Genomic DNA, 14,953 nt, shown 5'->3' with positions numbered 1-14,953 from the left:
CCCATGTGCTCACGGAGGATGTGGCTATGGCAAAGCTGAACCCATGGACCCGCGCGGGCTGGCGCCGCGTCCGTCTGGCCCTGCGGCGGCTCGGCCGCGAGCTTGGCCGATCGCTGGAGCGGATGGGCCAGACCGGCGGGTTCATGACCCCGTAACCGCACGCCGCGGCGGTGCCGACTAAGGGCCGCCGCGGCGGCAATCTTGGAGGACAAGCATGCTGACTCAAGAGACGCCCAAGACGAGTTCGCCGGCGGCTTCGGCGCCCGCGGCCGGCGCCAATCAGGTCGCGCTTGCGCTCGGCAAGCTGCTCGCCGACACGCACGCGCTCTACCTGAAAACCCACGGTTACCATTGGAACGTCCGCGGACCGCAGTTCCCGGCGCTGCATCATCTGTTCGAGGAACAGTACAAGTCGCTCTGGGCCTCCCTCGACGAGATCGCCGAGCGGATCCGCGCGCTGGGGGCGCTTGCGCCCCAGGGCTACGCCTCGATGGCGAACCTGACCGGAGTGAAGGACGGTGATCCGCACTGGAGCGCTCAGGAGATGCTGCGCGACCTGCTGAGCGACCACGAGCAGGTGTGCGGCACGGTCAAGGCCGCGATCCAGGCGGCGGAGGCGGCGGGCGACGCCGCGACGGTCGACCTGCTGAACGATCGGCTGGCCGCGCACGAAAAGCAGGCCTGGATGCTGCGCGCGACGCTCGCGCCCAACTGATCTGCAGCGTTGCGCGCCGGTGCGCGCGCCCTAAATCGCCTATTGCCGGGCGCCGCCATGGGCCCGGCAGACGGTCGCGGGGACCCTCCCCGCGGCCCTCTCGTCACCATGTTGCTTTTCGGAGGATATGGTCATGAGAAACCTGTTCCGCGATGTCCGGCGCTGGCTGTCGGCCGAAGGCACAGACCTGCGTCGGCGGGAGGCCGAGGCCATCCACGCCCTGGAGACCGCGACCTTCCCGAAGCTGGAGCGGACTGTCGATCGCGTCGGCATGTTCGGCCTGCTTACGCTGGGCCTGCTCGCCGCCGCGGCGATGCTGATCGCTCCCAACTTCAAGTAGCCAAGGCAGCCGCGCGCCCGCCCGGGCCGCGGCTGTTCGTGCGCTAGCCGCTGTTGCGCAGGCCTGAGGCGATCCCGTTCAGGGTCATCAGCAGCGCCTCGTGCAGCTTCGGATCGTCCTCCCCTGCCCGGCGGCGGCGGAGCAGCTCGACCTGCAGGTGGTTGAGGGGCTCGATGTAGGGTAACCGGCCCTTGATGGCCTCGGCCAGCCGCGGCTCATGTTCCAACAGCTGCGTCTGTCCGGTGATCGCCAGCAGTCGGTCGACCGTCCGGTCCCATTCGGCCCGGATACGGCCGAAGATGACGGCCCGGAGATCCACGTCGGCCACCAGCTCCGCATAGCGCGCACCAATCGCCAGGTCAGCCTTGGCGAGCACCATCTCCATGTTGCGGAGCGTCGCGCGGAAAAAGGGCCAGCCTCGCCACCACGCCCTCAGTCGCTCGAGATCCGCCTCTTTCGTGGCCGCGCCAAAGCCGTACCAGCCCGGCAGCATCAGCCGCGCCTGCGACCAGGAGAACACCCACGGTATGGCGCGGAGACTCTCGATCGTCCGCGCCGCCTGACGGGCGACCGGGCGGCTGGCGATGTTGAGCTCGCTGAGCTCGGCGATGGGCGTCGACGAGAAAAAGAAGTCCGCGAATCCTGGCGTCTCGTAGACGAGCCCGCGGTAGGCCCTGCGCGAGGTTTCGGCGAGCGCGTCCATCGCCTCGACGTCCGCCGCCGACACGTCCGCAAAGGCCGGACGCAGGGAGGCCGCGATCACGCCACAGGCCAAGGTCTCCAGGCTGCGACGGGCGAGCGCCGCGTCGGCGTACTTGTTGGCGATCACCTCGCCCTGCTCCGTCAGCCGCATACGGCCGCGCAGCACGCCCGGCGGCTGCGCGACGATGGCTTCGAAGCTGGAGCCGCCGCCGCGGCCGACCGCCCCGCCCCGGCCGTGGAACAGCTGCAGGCGCACGCCCTTGGCGTCCGCGAGCGCCGAAAGCGCCGCGGACGTCCGATGCAACTGCCAGCTGGAGGTCAGATAGCTGCCGTCCTTGCTGGAATCCGAATAGCCGATCATCACCTCCTGGTGGGCGTTCGCGCCGCGCATCAGCCCTGCGATCAGGGGCGTCTCCAGATAGGCGGCGAGCACCTCGGGCGCGGCCCGCAGGTCGGCGATCGTTTCAAACAACGGCTCCACCCGCAGCGGCGCGGAGGGTTCAATGGGATCGAACAGCCCCGCCTCCTTCATCAGCACGTAGGGCTCCAGCAGGTCCGAGACTGCGCCGGCGTTCGAGACGATGTAGGCGCCGAGCGCCGCTGGCCCGAACCGGGCGCGCGCCTCGGCCGCGGCCCGGAACACGCCCAATTCGCGCGCGGTCTCCTCGGAATAGCAGACGATCGGCGAGACGAGCGGGCGGCGATGCGCCAACTCGGCCAACAGGATACGTTGCCGTCCCGCCTCGTCCAAGGCGAGGTAGTCGTCACAGGCGCCCGCCTTCGCCAGGAGCTCGGCCACCACGCGTTCATGCACCGCCGCGTTCTGCCGAAGGTCCAAGCTGGCGAGATGGAAGCCAAATACGCGTACGGCGCGGACGAGGTTCGGCAGAGGCCCGCGGGAGAAAGCCCGTGCGTTCGTCCGCCGCAGCGAGGACAGCAGGCGCTCCAGGTCCGCGACCAGCGCGTCCGGGGATGCATAGGGGTCCGCACGCGCGGCGGCCAGGCGGGGGGCCGGCCGGCCGACCAAGGCTTGGTAGGTCGCCGCCAACCGCGCGTAGATGAGGGTCAGGGCCCGGCGGTAGGGCTCCCGGGCCTGGTGGGCCGGCGGGTCGGCAAGACTATCGGCGAACGCCTTCAGCTCAGGGGTCGGCGGCGCCAGGTCCTCGGCGAGCGACAGGCTGACGCCGAGGCGATGCACCTCTTCAAGATAGTGGCCGAGCACCGCCTCGGCCTGGCGAGCAAGCGCACGACGCAGAACCTCGCCGGTGACGAAGGGATTGCCGTCGCGGTCGCCGCCCACCCAGCTGCCGAGACGCAGGAAGCCGGGCAGTTCAGGGCCCAGCCGTCGCTCCCAGGCCTCGTAGACGGCGGGGATGGCCGACAACAGGCTCGCGCGCATCACCGCGACCGTATTGTCGACCTCGTCCTCCGGGGTCGGCTTGACGCTTCGCAAGAGGCGCGTGCCCCAGAGCAGGGCCGTTTCGCGCAGGAGGATCTCGGACAGCGTCTCGGCGTCGGGGCCGCAGTCCGGATGCGCCAAGGCGCCGAGGGTCTCCCGCATGGCCTGAGCGTGCTCCAGCACGCTTCTGCGGCGCACTTCGCTCGGGTGGGCGGTGAGCACCGGGACGATCAGACCCTTGCCGAGCAGCGCCCGCACCTGGTCCTCGGTGACGCCCTCTTTGGCGAGCGCATCCAGGACGTCGTCGAGCCGGATGGCGTCCTCGCCGAGGCTGGCGCGCCGCGCCTGCATGGCGTCCTCCGCCGCGTTGGCCGCCTGGAGGAAGCAGGCGAAGCCGTGCACGACCTTGAAGGCTTCGTCGGCGCTCAGACCGTCGAGCAGCGCCGGCAGCTCCCCGGCCGCGCCCTGGAAGTGGCGGGCCACGGCGAGCCGACGCACCGCTTCGATGCGCGCGAAGGCGGACGGGTCCTCATCGCGGATGATCTGCCCCAGCAGCGCCCCCACCTCCTGGGTGGCCGATCGAACGTCGCCCGGCGGGGTTGCGCTCATGGTCCGTAGGCTCCGACGGCCACCGAGAACCTTCGCGGCAAAGCCGTGTTTGTTTCCCCGGAGGCTTTCAGGACGAACCGATGACGCTCTTCATGTTCGCCACGGGGATCGAGAATTCCTACCCCACCATCCACCAGGGCCGAACGCGGGTCGACGAGATGGACGCCTGCCGCCACTACGCGCACTGGCAGGAGGACTTCGCCCTCGTCCAGGATCTCGGCATCCACTTCTTGCGCTACGGCCCGCCGCTGCACCGGGTCTGGCTGGCCGACGGGCGCTACGACTGGGAATTCACCGACCTGGCGTTCGCCGAACTGAGACGGCGCAACATCGTCCCGATCGCCGACCTCTGCCACTTCGGGGTGCCGGACTGGATCGGCAACTTCCAGAACCCCGACTTCCCCGCCCTCTTCGCCCGCTACGCCGGCGACTTCGCACGGCGCTTTCCCTGGGTGCAGCTCTACACCCCAATCAACGAGATGTTCATCTGCGCGACCTTCTCGGCCAAGTACGGCTGGTGGAACGAGCAGATGACGACCGACCGCGGCTTCGTCACAGCCCTCAAGCACATTGCCCGGGCCAATGTGCTGGCCATGCAGGCGATCCTGGACGTGCGGCCCGATGCGCTGTTCGTGCAGAGCGAGTCCTCCGAATACTTCCACGCCGACAGCCCCGCTGCCATCGGGCCGGCCGAGTTCATGAACGCCGTACGCTTCCTGGCGCTCGACCTGAACTACGGGATCCGCGTCAATTCCGAGATGTACCGGTACCTGATGGACAACGGGATGACGGCGGCGGAGTACGACTTCTTCATGCACGCGCGGCTGAAGTCGCACTGCATCCTCGGCAATGACTACTACGTCACCAACGAGCACCGGGTCTGGCCGGACGGCCACACCCGCGCCGCCGGGGAGGTGTTCGGCTACGACGAGATCACGCGGCAGTACTACGCCCGCTATCACCTGCCGGTGATGCACACCGAGACCAATTACCTTCAAGGCGAACGGGGCGACGAGGCGGTCCTGTGGCTCTGGAAGGAGTGGGCCAACGTCCTGCGCATCCGCAACGACGGCGTGCCGATCGTCGGCTTCACCTGGTATTCCCTGACCGACCAGGTCGACTGGGACACGGCCCTGCGCGAAAAGAACGGGCGGGTGAACGCGCTTGGGCTCTATGACCTCGACCGGCGCATCCGGCCCGTAGGCCAGGCCTACAAAGAGCTGATCGCCGCCTGGCGCGACGTCCTTCCCACCCAGAGCATCTGCCTGCAGGTCCCGGTCATCCTGCCCAGCGAGTTCGAGGAGGGCTTTGTGCAGCGCCGGATGGCCGAAGCGCGGGAGCGCCGGCTCGCGCGGGGTTCGGCCGGGACGCTTCCTGGCGCGGGCCGGAACGACTGAGAGGAAGCTCCTGGTCACGGCGGCGGTCTGAGGCCTCAGAGCATCGGCCGGCCGCCGGTGACGGCCACCGTCGCGCCCGAGACGTAGCTCGCCTCGTCGGAGGCCAGGAGCACATAGACCGGTGCGACCTCCTTAGGCTGGCCGGGCCGCTTCATCGGGGTGTTGGCCCCGAACTGCTTCACCTTCTCGGGCGGCATGGTGGCCGGAATCAGCGGGGTCCAGATCGGACCCGGCGCGACGCAGTTCACCCGCACCCCCTTCTCGGCGAGCATCTGCGCCAGACCTGCCGTGAAGTTTTGAATCGCGCCCTTGGTGGTCGCATAGGGCAGCAGCGAGGGATTGGGGTCGTCCGCGTTGACCGAGGTGGTGTTGATGATCGCCGATCCCGGCTTCAGGTGCGGCAGGGCCGCCTTGGCCAGGTGGAACATGGCGTGGATGTTGACCTGGAAGGTCCGCGCCCAGGCTTCCTCGGTGATCTCGTCAAGGCTCTGGTAGGTCGCCTGCTCGGCGGCGTTGTTGACCAGAACGTCGAGCCGTCCAAACTCGCTCACGGTCTTCTCCACCAGGGCACGGCAATGCGCCGGGTCCGCAAGGTCGCCGGGCAGCAAGAGGCAGCGACGTCCCGCCGTCTCCACCCAGCGCCGGGTCTCCTCGGCGTCGTCGTGCTCGTTGAGATAGCCGATCGCGACGTCCGCGCCCTCCCGTGCGAACGCGATGGCCACAGCCCGCCCGATGCCGCTGTCCCCGCCGGTGATCAGGGCTGCCTTGCCTGCCAGGCGGCCCGATCCCTTGTAGGAGTGCTCGCCATGGTCGGGCTTCGGCTCCATCTGTGACGTCGTCCCGGGCGGGGTCTGGCTCTGGTCGGGGAACGGCGGCTGGAGCTCAGTCATCTTGGCCTCCGAGTTGAACGGACCAGCGCAAAACGAAGGGCGCGGGGACGGGGTTTCGCGGACCCTCCACTTGGCCTGCACTGTCTAACCGGTGCACTGTGGTGCACCATCGCCGCCTGCCGCAAGCAACGTTGACACACGAGTACTTCTAAACGCGGAACTTTGCTGCCTCGCCGACGTTTCGCGCGCGAGGGGCCGGCTGGCTGACATGGCGCAGCTGGCGCGCCGCCCTTTCGGCTGAACTTTGAGAGGATGAAGGGGCTGGGCTCCAGGGCCCGGCGGAGGAACGGAGGCTGGAATGACGTTTCGACCCCTCGGGGACCGGATCCTCGTTCGGCGCGTCGAAGAAGACGCCAAGACGCCGGGCGGGATCATCATCCCCGACACCGCGAAGGAAAAACCGCAGCAGGGCGAGGTGCTCGCCGTCGGCCCCGGCGCCCGGGACAAGGACGGCCGGCGTCTCGAACCCGAACTGAAGGCCGGGCAGAAGGTGCTGTTCGGCAAGTGGTCCGGCTCGGAGGTCCGCATCGACGGCGAAGACCTCCTGATCATGAAGGAAAGCGACGTCCTGGGCGTCCTGGACGCCGCCTGACGCAGGAGTGCTGAACATGGCAGCGAAAGAGATCCACTTCTCCACCGACGCCCGCGACCGCATGCTGCGCGGCGTCAACATCCTGGCAAACGCCGTGCGGGTGACCCTGGGCCCGAAGGGCCGCAACGTGGTTATTGAGAAGTCCTTCGGCGCGCCGCGCACCACCAAGGACGGCGTCAGCGTCGCCAAGGAGATCGAGCTCGAGGACAAGTTCGAGAATCTCGGCGCCCAGCTGCTGCGCGAGGTCGCCTCCAAGACCAACGACCAGGCCGGCGACGGCACGACCACGGCCACCGTGCTCGCCCAGGCCATCGTCCAGGAAGGCCTGAAGTCGGTGGCGGCCGGCATGAACCCGATGGACCTGAAGCGCGGCGTCGACAAGGCCGTCGCCGCCGTCGTGGAGGAGATCCGCGCCACCTCCAAGAAGGTGTCCTCCAACGAGGAGATCGCCCAAATCGGCACCATCTCGGCCAACGGCGAACGCGAGATCGGCGCCATGATCGCCCAGGCCATGGAGCGGGTGGGCAACGAGGGGGTGATCACGGTCGAGGAAGCCAGGGGCCTCGAGATGGAACTCGAGGTGGTCGAGGGCATGCAATTCGACCGGGGCTATGTCTCGCCCTACTTCGTCACCAATCCCGACCGGATGGAGACGGTGCTCGAAGACGCCCTGGTTCTGATCTTCGAGAAGAAGCTGACGACCCTGCAGCCGCTCATTCCGCTGCTCGAGCAGGTGGTGCAATCCGGCAAACCGCTCCTGGTCATCGCCGAGGACATCGAAGGCGAGGTGCTGGCCACCCTCGTCCTCAACAAGCTGCGCGGCGGCCTGCGCGTCGCCGCCGTGAAGGCGCCCGGCTTCGGCGACCGCCGCAAGGCGATGCTAGAGGACATCGCCATCCTGACCGGCGGCCAGTTCATCAGCGAGGACCTAGGGATCAAGCTGGAGAACGTGACCATCGACCAGCTCGGCCGCGCCAAAAAGGTCATCATCACCAAGGACGACACCACCATTGTCGAAGGCGCCGGCGACAAGGCCGACATCCAGGGCCGTATCGGCCAGATCCGGCGTCAGATCGAGGAGACGACCTCCGACTACGACCGCGAGAAGCTGCAGGAACGCCTGGCCAAGCTCGCCGGCGGCGTCGCCGTGGTGCGGGTCGGCGGCTCGACCGAGGTGGAGGTCAAGGAGAAGAAGGATCGCGTCGACGACGCCATGCACGCCACGAGGGCGGCTGTCGAGGAGGGGATCGTCCCCGGCGGCGGCGTAGCTCTCCTGCGCGCCAGCAAGGTGCTGGAGGGTTTGAACGGCGCCAACGACGACCAGAACGCCGGCATCGCCATCGTGCGGCGCGCGCTACAGGCGCCGATTCGCCAGATCGCGGAAAACGCCGGCGTCGAGGGGTCCATAGTCGTCGGCAAGATCCTGGAGAACGCCTCGCCGACGTTCGGCTTTAACGCCCAGACCGAGGAATATGTCGATCTGGTGCAGGCGGGCGTGATCGATCCCGCCAAGGTCGTGCGCACCGCCCTGCAGGACGCGGCCTCCGTGGCCGGACTGCTGATCACGACCGAGGCTGCGGTGGCCGAGGCGCCGAAGAAGCCCGAGGCCGGCGCGAACGCCGCCATGGTGGCTTAAGCAAGCCGAAAAGCGCGACGCCGGCCGCCCATCGCAGCGGCCGGCGTCTTTTCTTTCACACTATTACTACGTGTCGATTAAAGCGCCTTCGACGCGGCGCTCAGGGCGAACGCGCCACCGCCTCCAGGCCTTGTTCCGGTTGAGGCGGCAGCAGGATGCCGGCCTCGCTGAGATCGGCCAGCATGGTGCGGGCGATTTCGCTCTCCCCCATCACCACCCGGTCCGCGCCGCTGTTCAAGAGACGGTCGGTTTGCTCCTCCGAATGGGCCCTGGCCACGATGCGAAGCTGAGGATTAAGGGCGCGGGCGCGGGTGACGATCTCGCCGCTCTCGAATCCGTCGGGGATCGCCAGGACAAGGCAGACGGCGGTCTTGACGCCGGCCGCCAGCAGTACCTCCTCACGCGTCGCGTTCCCCAGGATCGCAATCTCGGCGTTGCGCCGCAGGGCCTCGACGCGCTCGATGTCGGTGTCGATGACCGCCGCCTTCACGCCGTCCCGGTCGAGGGCCTCCTTGACCCGCCGGCCGACGCGGCCGTAGCCCACAACGATCACATGGTCGGCCAGTTCGCTCTGGTGAGGCGTCGCGATATCGACCTTGAGCGGCTCGTCGCCCAGGTCTCGGATCGGAGTGCGCGCGAGCCGCCGGGCCCGCATTTCCGTGGCCAGCGAGAAGACGGCGGGATTGAGCAGGATCGAGCCAATGGCGCCTGCCAGAACAAGGTCGCGCGCCTCCTCGGGCAGCAGGCCGAGGCTCTGGGACATGGAGGTGAGGATGAAGGAGAACTCGCCGATCTGGGCGAGGCTGGCGGCGATGAGCACCGCCGTGTCGCGCGGGTGGCGGAAGGCGCGCACGATCAGGAAGGCGGCGAGCGACTTGCCCACGACGATGGTGAGCACCGTCGCCAGCACCGCGAGCGGCCGCTCGAGGAGCGTCCGGGGGTCGAACAGCATGCCGACCGAGACGAAGAACAGCACCGCAAAGGCGTCGCGCAGCGGTAGGATGTTGTCGCCCGCCTTGTGGCTGAGTTCCGACTCCTTGAGGATCATGCCGGCGGCGAAGGCCCCAAGGGCGAAGGAGACGTCGAACAGCTTGGCGGCGCCATAGGCGACCCCCACCGCCATGCTGAGCACGGTCAGGGTGAAGAGTTCACGCGACCCGAGGCTGGCGACCTTGGCCAGCGACCAGGGGATCACCCGGCGGCCGACGAGGATCATCAGTGCGACGAAGGCGGCCAGCTTGCCGAAGGTCGCGGCGAGCGACAATCCCACGCCGCCATGCTCGGCGAACACGTCGGGGCGTCCGCCCGGCAAGGCCCCGGCGATCACTGGAAGGAACACCAGAGCGGCCACCATGACCAGGTCCTCGATGACCAGCCAGCCGACCGCGATGTGGCCGCTTCGGGTGTCCAGGAGCTGGCGCTCCTCGAGCGCACGGACGAGGACGACGGTGCTCGCCACAGAAAGGGCGAGGCCGAAGGCGAGGCCGCTGGCGAGCGGCCAGCCCATCCCCGACGCCAGTGCTGCGCCGAGCAGGGTGGCGACGACGATCTGGGCGATCGCGCCCGGCAGCGCGATGCTCTGGACCTTGACTAGATCTCGATAGGAGAAGTGCAGCCCTACCCCGAACATCAGCAGGATGACGCCGATCTCGGCCAGCTCGGAGGCCAGCTCCGGATTGGCCGTGAAGCCTGGGGTGGACGGGCCCAGCGCGACGCCGGCCAGCAGATATCCCAGGATCGGCGGCAGGCGAAGCCGGCCGGCGATGAGTCCCAACACCGACGCCCCGACGAAAGCCAGGGTAAGGGTGGCGATCAGGGGCGTCTCGTGCAGCATGCGTACCCGTCCTCGGCTGGGCGCCGGCGGTCGGATCTGGTGTCCGCCGCCAGCGACGCCGTTTCGCCTCAGCTCGTCAGCCGCAGCGGCACGAACAGGCTCCGCCCCTCACGCCACACGCGCACCAGCACCGAAGGCCGGCCCTGGCGCCGCGCCGCATCGATCGCCTCGCGGACATCGGCCGGCGCTGCGACGCTGCGCTCGCCCACGCGGTCGATCACGTCGCCGGCGCGGAGCCCCTTTTCAGCCGCGTCCGAGCCTGGCGAAACCGCGTCGATGACGACGCCGCGCGCCGTCGCCGGCAGCCGGTATTGCGTGCGGGCCGCCTGGTCGAGCGGGCGCAGGGTCAGGCCGAGGCTCGCCGCGTCCGCAGGATTGACCACGCCGGGCGCATCATCGGCCGGCCGGCGTCCGGCCCTCAGCTCCAGGGTCTGGCGACGGCCTTCGCGCCAGATCTCCAGCCGCAGCCGGTCGCCCTCGCGGGCGGCGCCGACGCGCCGGGTCAGGTCGGACGACGAGGTCAGCTCCTGGCCGTTTAGGCTGAGGATCGCATCGCCCGCGCGCAGACCGGCGAGGTCGCCGGGCCCGCCCGGGGTCACCTCGGCCACCAGGGCGCCCTTGCGGCCCGGGATGCCAAGGCTCTCAGCGATCTCCGGCGTCAGGTTCTGCACCATGGCGCCGATGTAGCCGCGTACGATCGAACCGCCGGAGATGAGCTGCTTGGTGATCCGGTCGGCGATCTCGGCGGGAATGGCGAAGCCGATCCCGACAGAGCCGCCCGAGGGCGAGAAGATGGCCGTGTTGACGCCGATCACCCGGCCGTAGACGTCGAAGGTCGGACCGCCCGAGTTGCCCCGGTTGATGGGGGCGTCGATCTGAAGGTAGTCCACATAGGCCTCGCCGATGTCGCGGCCATAGGCCGAGACGATGCCCGAGGTGGCGGTGCCGCCGAGGCCGAAAGGATTGCCCATGGCGATCACCCAGTCGCCCACGCGCGGCCGCGCGTTGGTCTCGAACGTCACATAGGGGAAGTTTGAGCCCTCGACCTTCAGCACCGCCAGGTCCGTCAGCGGATCGCGGCCAATGACGCGCGCCTCAAGCTCGCGCCCCTCGTTGGTGCGCACGCTCACCTTGGTGGCGTTCTCGACCACATGGTTGTTGGTGACGATGTAGCCGGTCGGCGTGATGAAGAAGCCCGAGCCCGACACCCGCGCATTCGGCAGTGACGGCGTCCCGTTGTTGCCATCCGGCGAACCCGGGAACCCGAAGAAGAACGGGAAGCCAGGGAACAGCTGCGGCAGGTTCGGCCGAGCCGGGGCGCTGCGGGTCACGTCGATGGAGACCACGGCGGGCGCGACGCGCTGAACGATATCGGCAAAGCTCGACGGGACGCCGGCCGGCAAATTGCGCGCCGGCTGGGCCGCGGCCGCCGGGGCAGTCAGCGGACCCACGCCGCCCGCGGCCAGGGCGGCGGCGAGGGCGACAGAACAAAGCAGGCGCGATTGGCGCTTAGGCATGTCTCTCCTCTCCTCGGAATAGAAACATGTCTCTCCTCTCCTCGGAATAGAAAAAGGAGACCGGCGGGAGCGCGCCCCGCCGGTCTCCGGTTCAGGCCGCACGGGTCGGCTCCCAGCGGTAGCAGTCGGCGTCTGCCGCCTCGTGGGCGTCGAGACGGGCGAGCGCCGAGCGCACTTCGGCCAGCCGCGAGACGTGCTCGCGCACCGGGGCTTCGCCCGCTTCCACCTCGAGCAGGTACTCGTCCCATTCCCAGGAGCGCAGGATGGCGCGCTTCTGCTCCGGCGAGAGCGAGAGGTCGGCGAGCACGGCGTCGGGCGAGGCGTAGACCGCCTCCGGGCTGAGATAGAGCCGGTCGGCCTCGGCCGCGCCGAGACGGTCTGAGGGCGGCTGGGGACGGTTCTCGTTGTCGGCGCTGAGGGGCCGCTCGGCGCCCCTGCCCTCGCCATACGCCGCCGCGCCGGTGCCGCCCTGGACCTCGAAGGCCAGGCCTTGGCGCTGGCAGTAGCCGATCGCCGCCTCGGCCGTCGGGAACGACAGGCGCACCTGTTGGAGGGTGTCGGCGGATTCGGTCCAGCCCATCAGCGGCTCGATCCGCGGCGCGCTGCGCGGCTTGAACGTCACGGTCCAGCCCCTGGCCGTGGCGCGGCCGCTGCTCATGGCCGAACGCTCGTTCGGCCGGATCACGGCCACGGCGTCGGCGGGCAGGGCCGAGGCGTGGCGGCGGGCGGCGACCGACGGGGTCGTGGTCCCAAGGTTGAAATCTGTCGAATCGAACATGGCTCAACTCCGATCAGTTCTGGGCGCGCCCGCCCTCCCGATCGGGCGACAGCGTCGCGAACGCCCCTTCGAACTCGTCGGCCGCCGCAGGATCGAACCGGGCCAGGGCGCCCAGCACGGCCTCGCAGGCCGCGGTCTGCGCGGTCCCGTCGCGGGCTTCGCGCAAGAGGTCCCGGGCCCAGCTCCAAAGGATCAGCCGCTTCTCCTCGCGGGACAGCCAGGCGTGGTTGGCCACCACGTCGGGCGAGGCGAAGGCCGTTCTCGGATCCAGTAGGGCGTCGACGAAGGGGCGACCGACGATCGCGATCCCGGAAGGGGGGGACACGCCCTGGCTTTGGGTTGTCATGGCGTAGCTCCGGAAAAGACCCCGCGCCGCCCGCGCCTGGCGCGGACGGCGCGGCGCTCAGTTAGCCCTTGCTGATCGGGATCCTCCGGACACCGTCCTGCTGGGCCTTGGACTTCGGAAGGGTGACCGTCAGGACGCCCTTCTTGAAGTTGGCCTTGATCGCATCCTCGTCGATGGCGACCGGCACCGGCACCACCCGCTCGAAGCGGCCATAGTAGTGCTCGCTGTAGTGCCGATCCTTATCCTCGACATCGGAGCGCTTCTCGCCCCGCAGGACCAGGACGCCGTCTTCGAACACGACGTCGACGTCGTTTTCATCCATGCCCGGCAGCTCGGCCGAAACGCGGATGGCCTTGGCGTCCTCGGCCACCTCGACGCTGGGCCAACTGGCGGAGCGGCCCAGGATGGAGCCCCCGAAGTCGCGGAAGACGTCGTCGAAGAGGCGGTTCACCTCCCGATGAAGGGTGAGGAACGGATGGGTTTCCTCGTCGCGACGAGAGGTCGTGGTGAGCGCGCCCTCGTGCGGACGATGGTCCTGCTCATGCCGTCCCCAGGGGATCAGATCACGAAGTTGCATCGTCAGCTCTCCTCTACCAGGCGGCCCGACGCCGCGAACCTGCGCGGCGCCGGCCGCCTGCCATCACCGTCGCTCACTGGGTCTTCTGCTCCGACTCGCCCGAGCCGATGGCGGACTGGCCCGAACCGGTGATCTGGATCCGCTTCGGCTTCAGGGCCTCGGGGATCTCCCGCACCAGCTCGAGGGTCAGCAGGCCGTTCTCCAGGCGCGCGTTCTGCACGTGCACATGGTCGGCGAGCTCGAAGGTCCGACGGAACGGCTGCTGGGCGATGCCGCGGTAGACGACCTCGCCGTCCTCCTGCACCTCCTGCGGCCGGCCGCTGACGGTCAGCCGGTTGGGTTCGGAGACGATCTCCAGATCGCCATCGCGGAAACCCGGCACCGCAAGAACGATGCGGTAGTGATCGCCGTCGGCCTGCACGACATTGTAGGGAGGCCAGTTGAGACCAGGGACCGAGCCGCTCATCGCACGGTCCATCAGGCTCAGCGCACCGTCGACGCTCGGCATGGGCCGATAGCCCGACATCGGCGTCATAGTGTTCATCCTCATGGTCCAAGTCCCTCCGTTGAGCAACATGGGCGTTGGGGAGCGCCGGATAACGCCGGCGCCCGCCGCCGAACCTTCATCAGCGTCCGGCAAGACTTGAGGTAGGGCGCTCATCACGCCCTGCAAGATCGAATTTATTCCTCTAGCTGGAGGCGCGCAGCGTCGCACGAGCGCGCGCGGAGGCCCTAAGACCGCCCGCGAAAACGGGCCTCAGAACAGCGGCCCTTCGAACTCCAGGAGCTCCGAGGGCCGGATCTTCAACGCCATGGCGGTGTGCCAGAGGGTCAGAATGGTCGGGTTGCGGCGGCCCAATTCGAGTCCGCTGACATAAGCCCGGTCCACGCCCATCAACTCGGCGAGACCTTCCTGTGAAAGGCCTGCCTCGCCGCGGTATCGCCTGACGTTGGTTCCTACGATTGTGCGAACGTCCATGCCGACCTACCAACATGAACGAGGATTTTGGTGCTACGCACTTAATTGCACGGTGAACGTCCGGTTCCCACCTCGTTCAGGAACCCGGCCAATTTTGTGGAGGCTCATCAGGCGCTCAGCACCGCTCGCGCAGTCGGGCTAGCCGCCTCGGCGTATTCGCGCAGGATGTACGGCCAGCCGTCGGGCGAAGCCATGCCCACGCGCAGCAATTCTGCGCCCGCGCCGTGACGAGCGAAGCCGCGATGCTCGACCTCCACGCGCGTAAGCTTGGGGCCCAGCGCGAGGAAGCGAACCTCGACCTCGCTCGCGCGCTCCGGCGGCTCCTGCCCGCGGTCGGCCGAGACCGCCCAACCGAGCACCAAGCGCCGGTCCGGCTCGAACGCGCGCACCTCCCCCCAGTCAATGCGCCTGCCGCGCCGATCGACCTCATACCAGTGACCGCCCGCGCGAGGTTCGATGGCAATGCCGGCGACGTCGTCACGGTAGAAGGTTTTGGCCCTCGGCCACCAGTCGCCGATGCCCTCGGTGAACACTCGAAATGCATGCTCTACGGGCGCGCTGAGGGTGACGCCCGCCTTCACAGGTTCGTCCTTCATGTTCATGCTCCGAAGCGCCGCCGCGCCCCCTCCGGCGCTGGCCTGC

The 14,953-nt window shown here is 68.7% G+C and carries 16 protein-coding genes; 6 read left to right on the top strand and 10 right to left on the bottom strand.

Annotated features, from left to right (window positions below; translation table 11 throughout):
* Positions 1–26: 26 nt before the first annotated feature.
* The 3 genes from PHZ_RS23805 to PHZ_RS20095 all read left to right on the top strand — a co-directional run bounded on the left by PHZ_RS23805 (position 27) and on the right by PHZ_RS20095 (position 1,055).
* Positions 27–155, top strand: a complete 129-nt coding sequence (locus PHZ_RS23805) for a hypothetical protein (RefSeq protein WP_269079178.1) — start codon at positions 27–29, stop codon at positions 153–155.
* Positions 156–214: 59 nt separating this feature from the next.
* Positions 215–715 (top strand): Dps family protein, encoded by a 501-nt coding sequence (locus tag PHZ_RS20100; protein ID WP_012520343.1) that lies wholly within the window; start codon positions 215–217, stop codon positions 713–715.
* A 133-nt stretch (positions 716–848) separates the two neighbouring features.
* On the top strand, positions 849–1,055 hold the full coding sequence (locus PHZ_RS20095; RefSeq protein WP_148217023.1) for a hypothetical protein: 207 nt from the start codon (positions 849–851) through the stop codon (positions 1,053–1,055).
* A gap of 43 nt (positions 1,056–1,098) precedes the next feature.
* Here the strand turns inward: PHZ_RS20095 and ppc are convergent, their stop codons facing one another.
* Positions 1,099–3,765 (bottom strand): phosphoenolpyruvate carboxylase, encoded by a 2,667-nt coding sequence (ppc, locus tag PHZ_RS20090; RefSeq protein WP_012520342.1) that lies wholly within the window; start codon positions 3,763–3,765, stop codon positions 1,099–1,101.
* Between the two features lie 80 nt (positions 3,766–3,845).
* Between ppc and PHZ_RS20085 the strand changes: the two genes are divergently transcribed.
* Entirely contained in the window at positions 3,846–5,162 is a 1,317-nt protein-coding gene (locus PHZ_RS20085) for a family 1 glycosylhydrolase (protein ID WP_041374486.1), read from the top strand.
* Positions 5,163–5,197: 35 nt separating this feature from the next.
* Here PHZ_RS20085 and PHZ_RS20080 read toward each other — a convergent pair whose 3' ends face one another.
* Positions 5,198–6,052: an SDR family oxidoreductase gene (locus tag PHZ_RS20080; RefSeq protein ID WP_012520340.1), complete on the bottom strand. Its 855-nt coding sequence runs from the start codon at positions 6,050–6,052 to the stop codon at positions 5,198–5,200.
* Positions 6,053–6,350: 298 nt separating this feature from the next.
* Here PHZ_RS20080 and PHZ_RS20075 point away from each other — a divergent pair, with 298 nt between their 5' ends.
* Positions 6,351–6,644, top strand: coding sequence for a co-chaperone GroES (locus PHZ_RS20075; RefSeq protein WP_012520339.1), 294 nt, complete (start codon positions 6,351–6,353; stop codon positions 6,642–6,644).
* A 16-nt stretch (positions 6,645–6,660) separates the two neighbouring features.
* Entirely contained in the window at positions 6,661–8,280 is a 1,620-nt protein-coding gene (gene groL, locus PHZ_RS20070; RefSeq protein WP_012520338.1) for a chaperonin GroEL, read from the top strand.
* Positions 8,281–8,380: 100 nt separating this feature from the next.
* On the opposite strand, the gene ybaL is transcribed toward groL, so the two are convergent.
* The 8 genes from ybaL to PHZ_RS20030 form a co-directional block, all read right to left on the bottom strand.
* Positions 8,381–10,114: a YbaL family putative K(+) efflux transporter gene (gene ybaL, locus PHZ_RS20065; RefSeq protein WP_012520337.1), complete on the bottom strand. Its 1,734-nt coding sequence runs from the start codon at positions 10,112–10,114 to the stop codon at positions 8,381–8,383.
* Between the two features lie 68 nt (positions 10,115–10,182).
* Positions 10,183–11,631, bottom strand: a complete 1,449-nt coding sequence (locus tag PHZ_RS20060) for a Do family serine endopeptidase (RefSeq protein ID WP_012520336.1) — start codon at positions 11,629–11,631, stop codon at positions 10,183–10,185.
* 91 nt (positions 11,632–11,722) lie between these two features.
* Positions 11,723–12,409, bottom strand: coding sequence for an NADH dehydrogenase ubiquinone Fe-S protein 4 (locus PHZ_RS20055; protein WP_012520335.1), 687 nt, complete (start codon positions 12,407–12,409; stop codon positions 11,723–11,725).
* 13 nt (positions 12,410–12,422) lie between these two features.
* A complete protein-coding gene (locus PHZ_RS20050; RefSeq protein ID WP_148217022.1) occupies positions 12,423–12,734 on the bottom strand; it encodes a hypothetical protein in 312 nt (103 codons plus the stop codon).
* An 82-nt stretch (positions 12,735–12,816) separates the two neighbouring features.
* Complete coding sequence (locus tag PHZ_RS20045; RefSeq protein WP_012520333.1) at positions 12,817–13,332, bottom strand: Hsp20/alpha crystallin family protein; 516 nt, start codon at positions 13,330–13,332, stop codon at positions 12,817–12,819.
* Between the two features lie 73 nt (positions 13,333–13,405).
* Positions 13,406–13,882: an Hsp20 family protein gene (locus tag PHZ_RS20040; RefSeq protein ID WP_012520332.1), complete on the bottom strand. Its 477-nt coding sequence runs from the start codon at positions 13,880–13,882 to the stop codon at positions 13,406–13,408.
* Positions 13,883–14,089: 207 nt separating this feature from the next.
* Entirely contained in the window at positions 14,090–14,311 is a 222-nt protein-coding gene (locus tag PHZ_RS20035) for a helix-turn-helix domain-containing protein (protein ID WP_012520331.1), read from the bottom strand.
* Between the two features lie 107 nt (positions 14,312–14,418).
* Positions 14,419–14,913 (bottom strand): SRPBCC family protein, encoded by a 495-nt coding sequence (locus PHZ_RS20030; protein WP_187149134.1) that lies wholly within the window; start codon positions 14,911–14,913, stop codon positions 14,419–14,421.
* Positions 14,914–14,953: the final 40 nt, after the last annotated feature.

The sequence above is a fragment of the Phenylobacterium zucineum HLK1 genome (assembly GCF_000017265.1).
Classification (GTDB): domain Bacteria; phylum Pseudomonadota; class Alphaproteobacteria; order Caulobacterales; family Caulobacteraceae; genus Phenylobacterium; species Phenylobacterium zucineum.
Note: the sequence above shows the minus strand (reverse complement) of the source record. Positions and strands in the feature narration are given on the sequence as shown.

Bases quoted from the DNA above. Each gene is read 5' to 3' on its own strand.
- groL (WP_012520338.1), top strand. From the start codon at position 6,661: ATGGCAGCGAAAGAGATCCACTTCTCCACCGACGCCCGCGACCGCATG.
- PHZ_RS20035 (WP_012520331.1), bottom strand. From the start codon at position 14,311: ATGGACGTTCGCACAATCGTAGGAACCAACGTCAGGCGATACCGCGGC.
- PHZ_RS20060 (WP_012520336.1), bottom strand. From the start codon at position 11,631: ATGCCTAAGCGCCAATCGCGCCTGCTTTGTTCTGTCGCCCTCGCCGCC.
- ppc (WP_012520342.1), bottom strand. From the start codon at position 3,765: ATGAGCGCAACCCCGCCGGGCGACGTTCGATCGGCCACCCAGGAGGTG.
- PHZ_RS20095 (WP_148217023.1), top strand. From the start codon at position 849: ATGAGAAACCTGTTCCGCGATGTCCGGCGCTGGCTGTCGGCCGAAGGC.
- PHZ_RS20040 (WP_012520332.1), bottom strand. From the start codon at position 13,882: ATGAGGATGAACACTATGACGCCGATGTCGGGCTATCGGCCCATGCCG.
- ybaL (WP_012520337.1), bottom strand. From the start codon at position 10,114: ATGCTGCACGAGACGCCCCTGATCGCCACCCTTACCCTGGCTTTCGTC.
- PHZ_RS20045 (WP_012520333.1), bottom strand. From the start codon at position 13,332: ATGCAACTTCGTGATCTGATCCCCTGGGGACGGCATGAGCAGGACCAT.
- PHZ_RS20085 (WP_041374486.1), top strand. From the start codon at position 3,846: ATGACGCTCTTCATGTTCGCCACGGGGATCGAGAATTCCTACCCCACC.
- PHZ_RS20080 (WP_012520340.1), bottom strand. From the start codon at position 6,052: ATGACTGAGCTCCAGCCGCCGTTCCCCGACCAGAGCCAGACCCCGCCC.
- PHZ_RS23805 (WP_269079178.1), top strand. From the start codon at position 27: ATGGCAAAGCTGAACCCATGGACCCGCGCGGGCTGGCGCCGCGTCCGT.
- PHZ_RS20075 (WP_012520339.1), top strand. From the start codon at position 6,351: ATGACGTTTCGACCCCTCGGGGACCGGATCCTCGTTCGGCGCGTCGAA.
- PHZ_RS20100 (WP_012520343.1), top strand. From the start codon at position 215: ATGCTGACTCAAGAGACGCCCAAGACGAGTTCGCCGGCGGCTTCGGCG.
- PHZ_RS20055 (WP_012520335.1), bottom strand. From the start codon at position 12,409: ATGTTCGATTCGACAGATTTCAACCTTGGGACCACGACCCCGTCGGTC.
- PHZ_RS20030 (WP_187149134.1), bottom strand. From the start codon at position 14,913: ATGAACATGAAGGACGAACCTGTGAAGGCGGGCGTCACCCTCAGCGCG.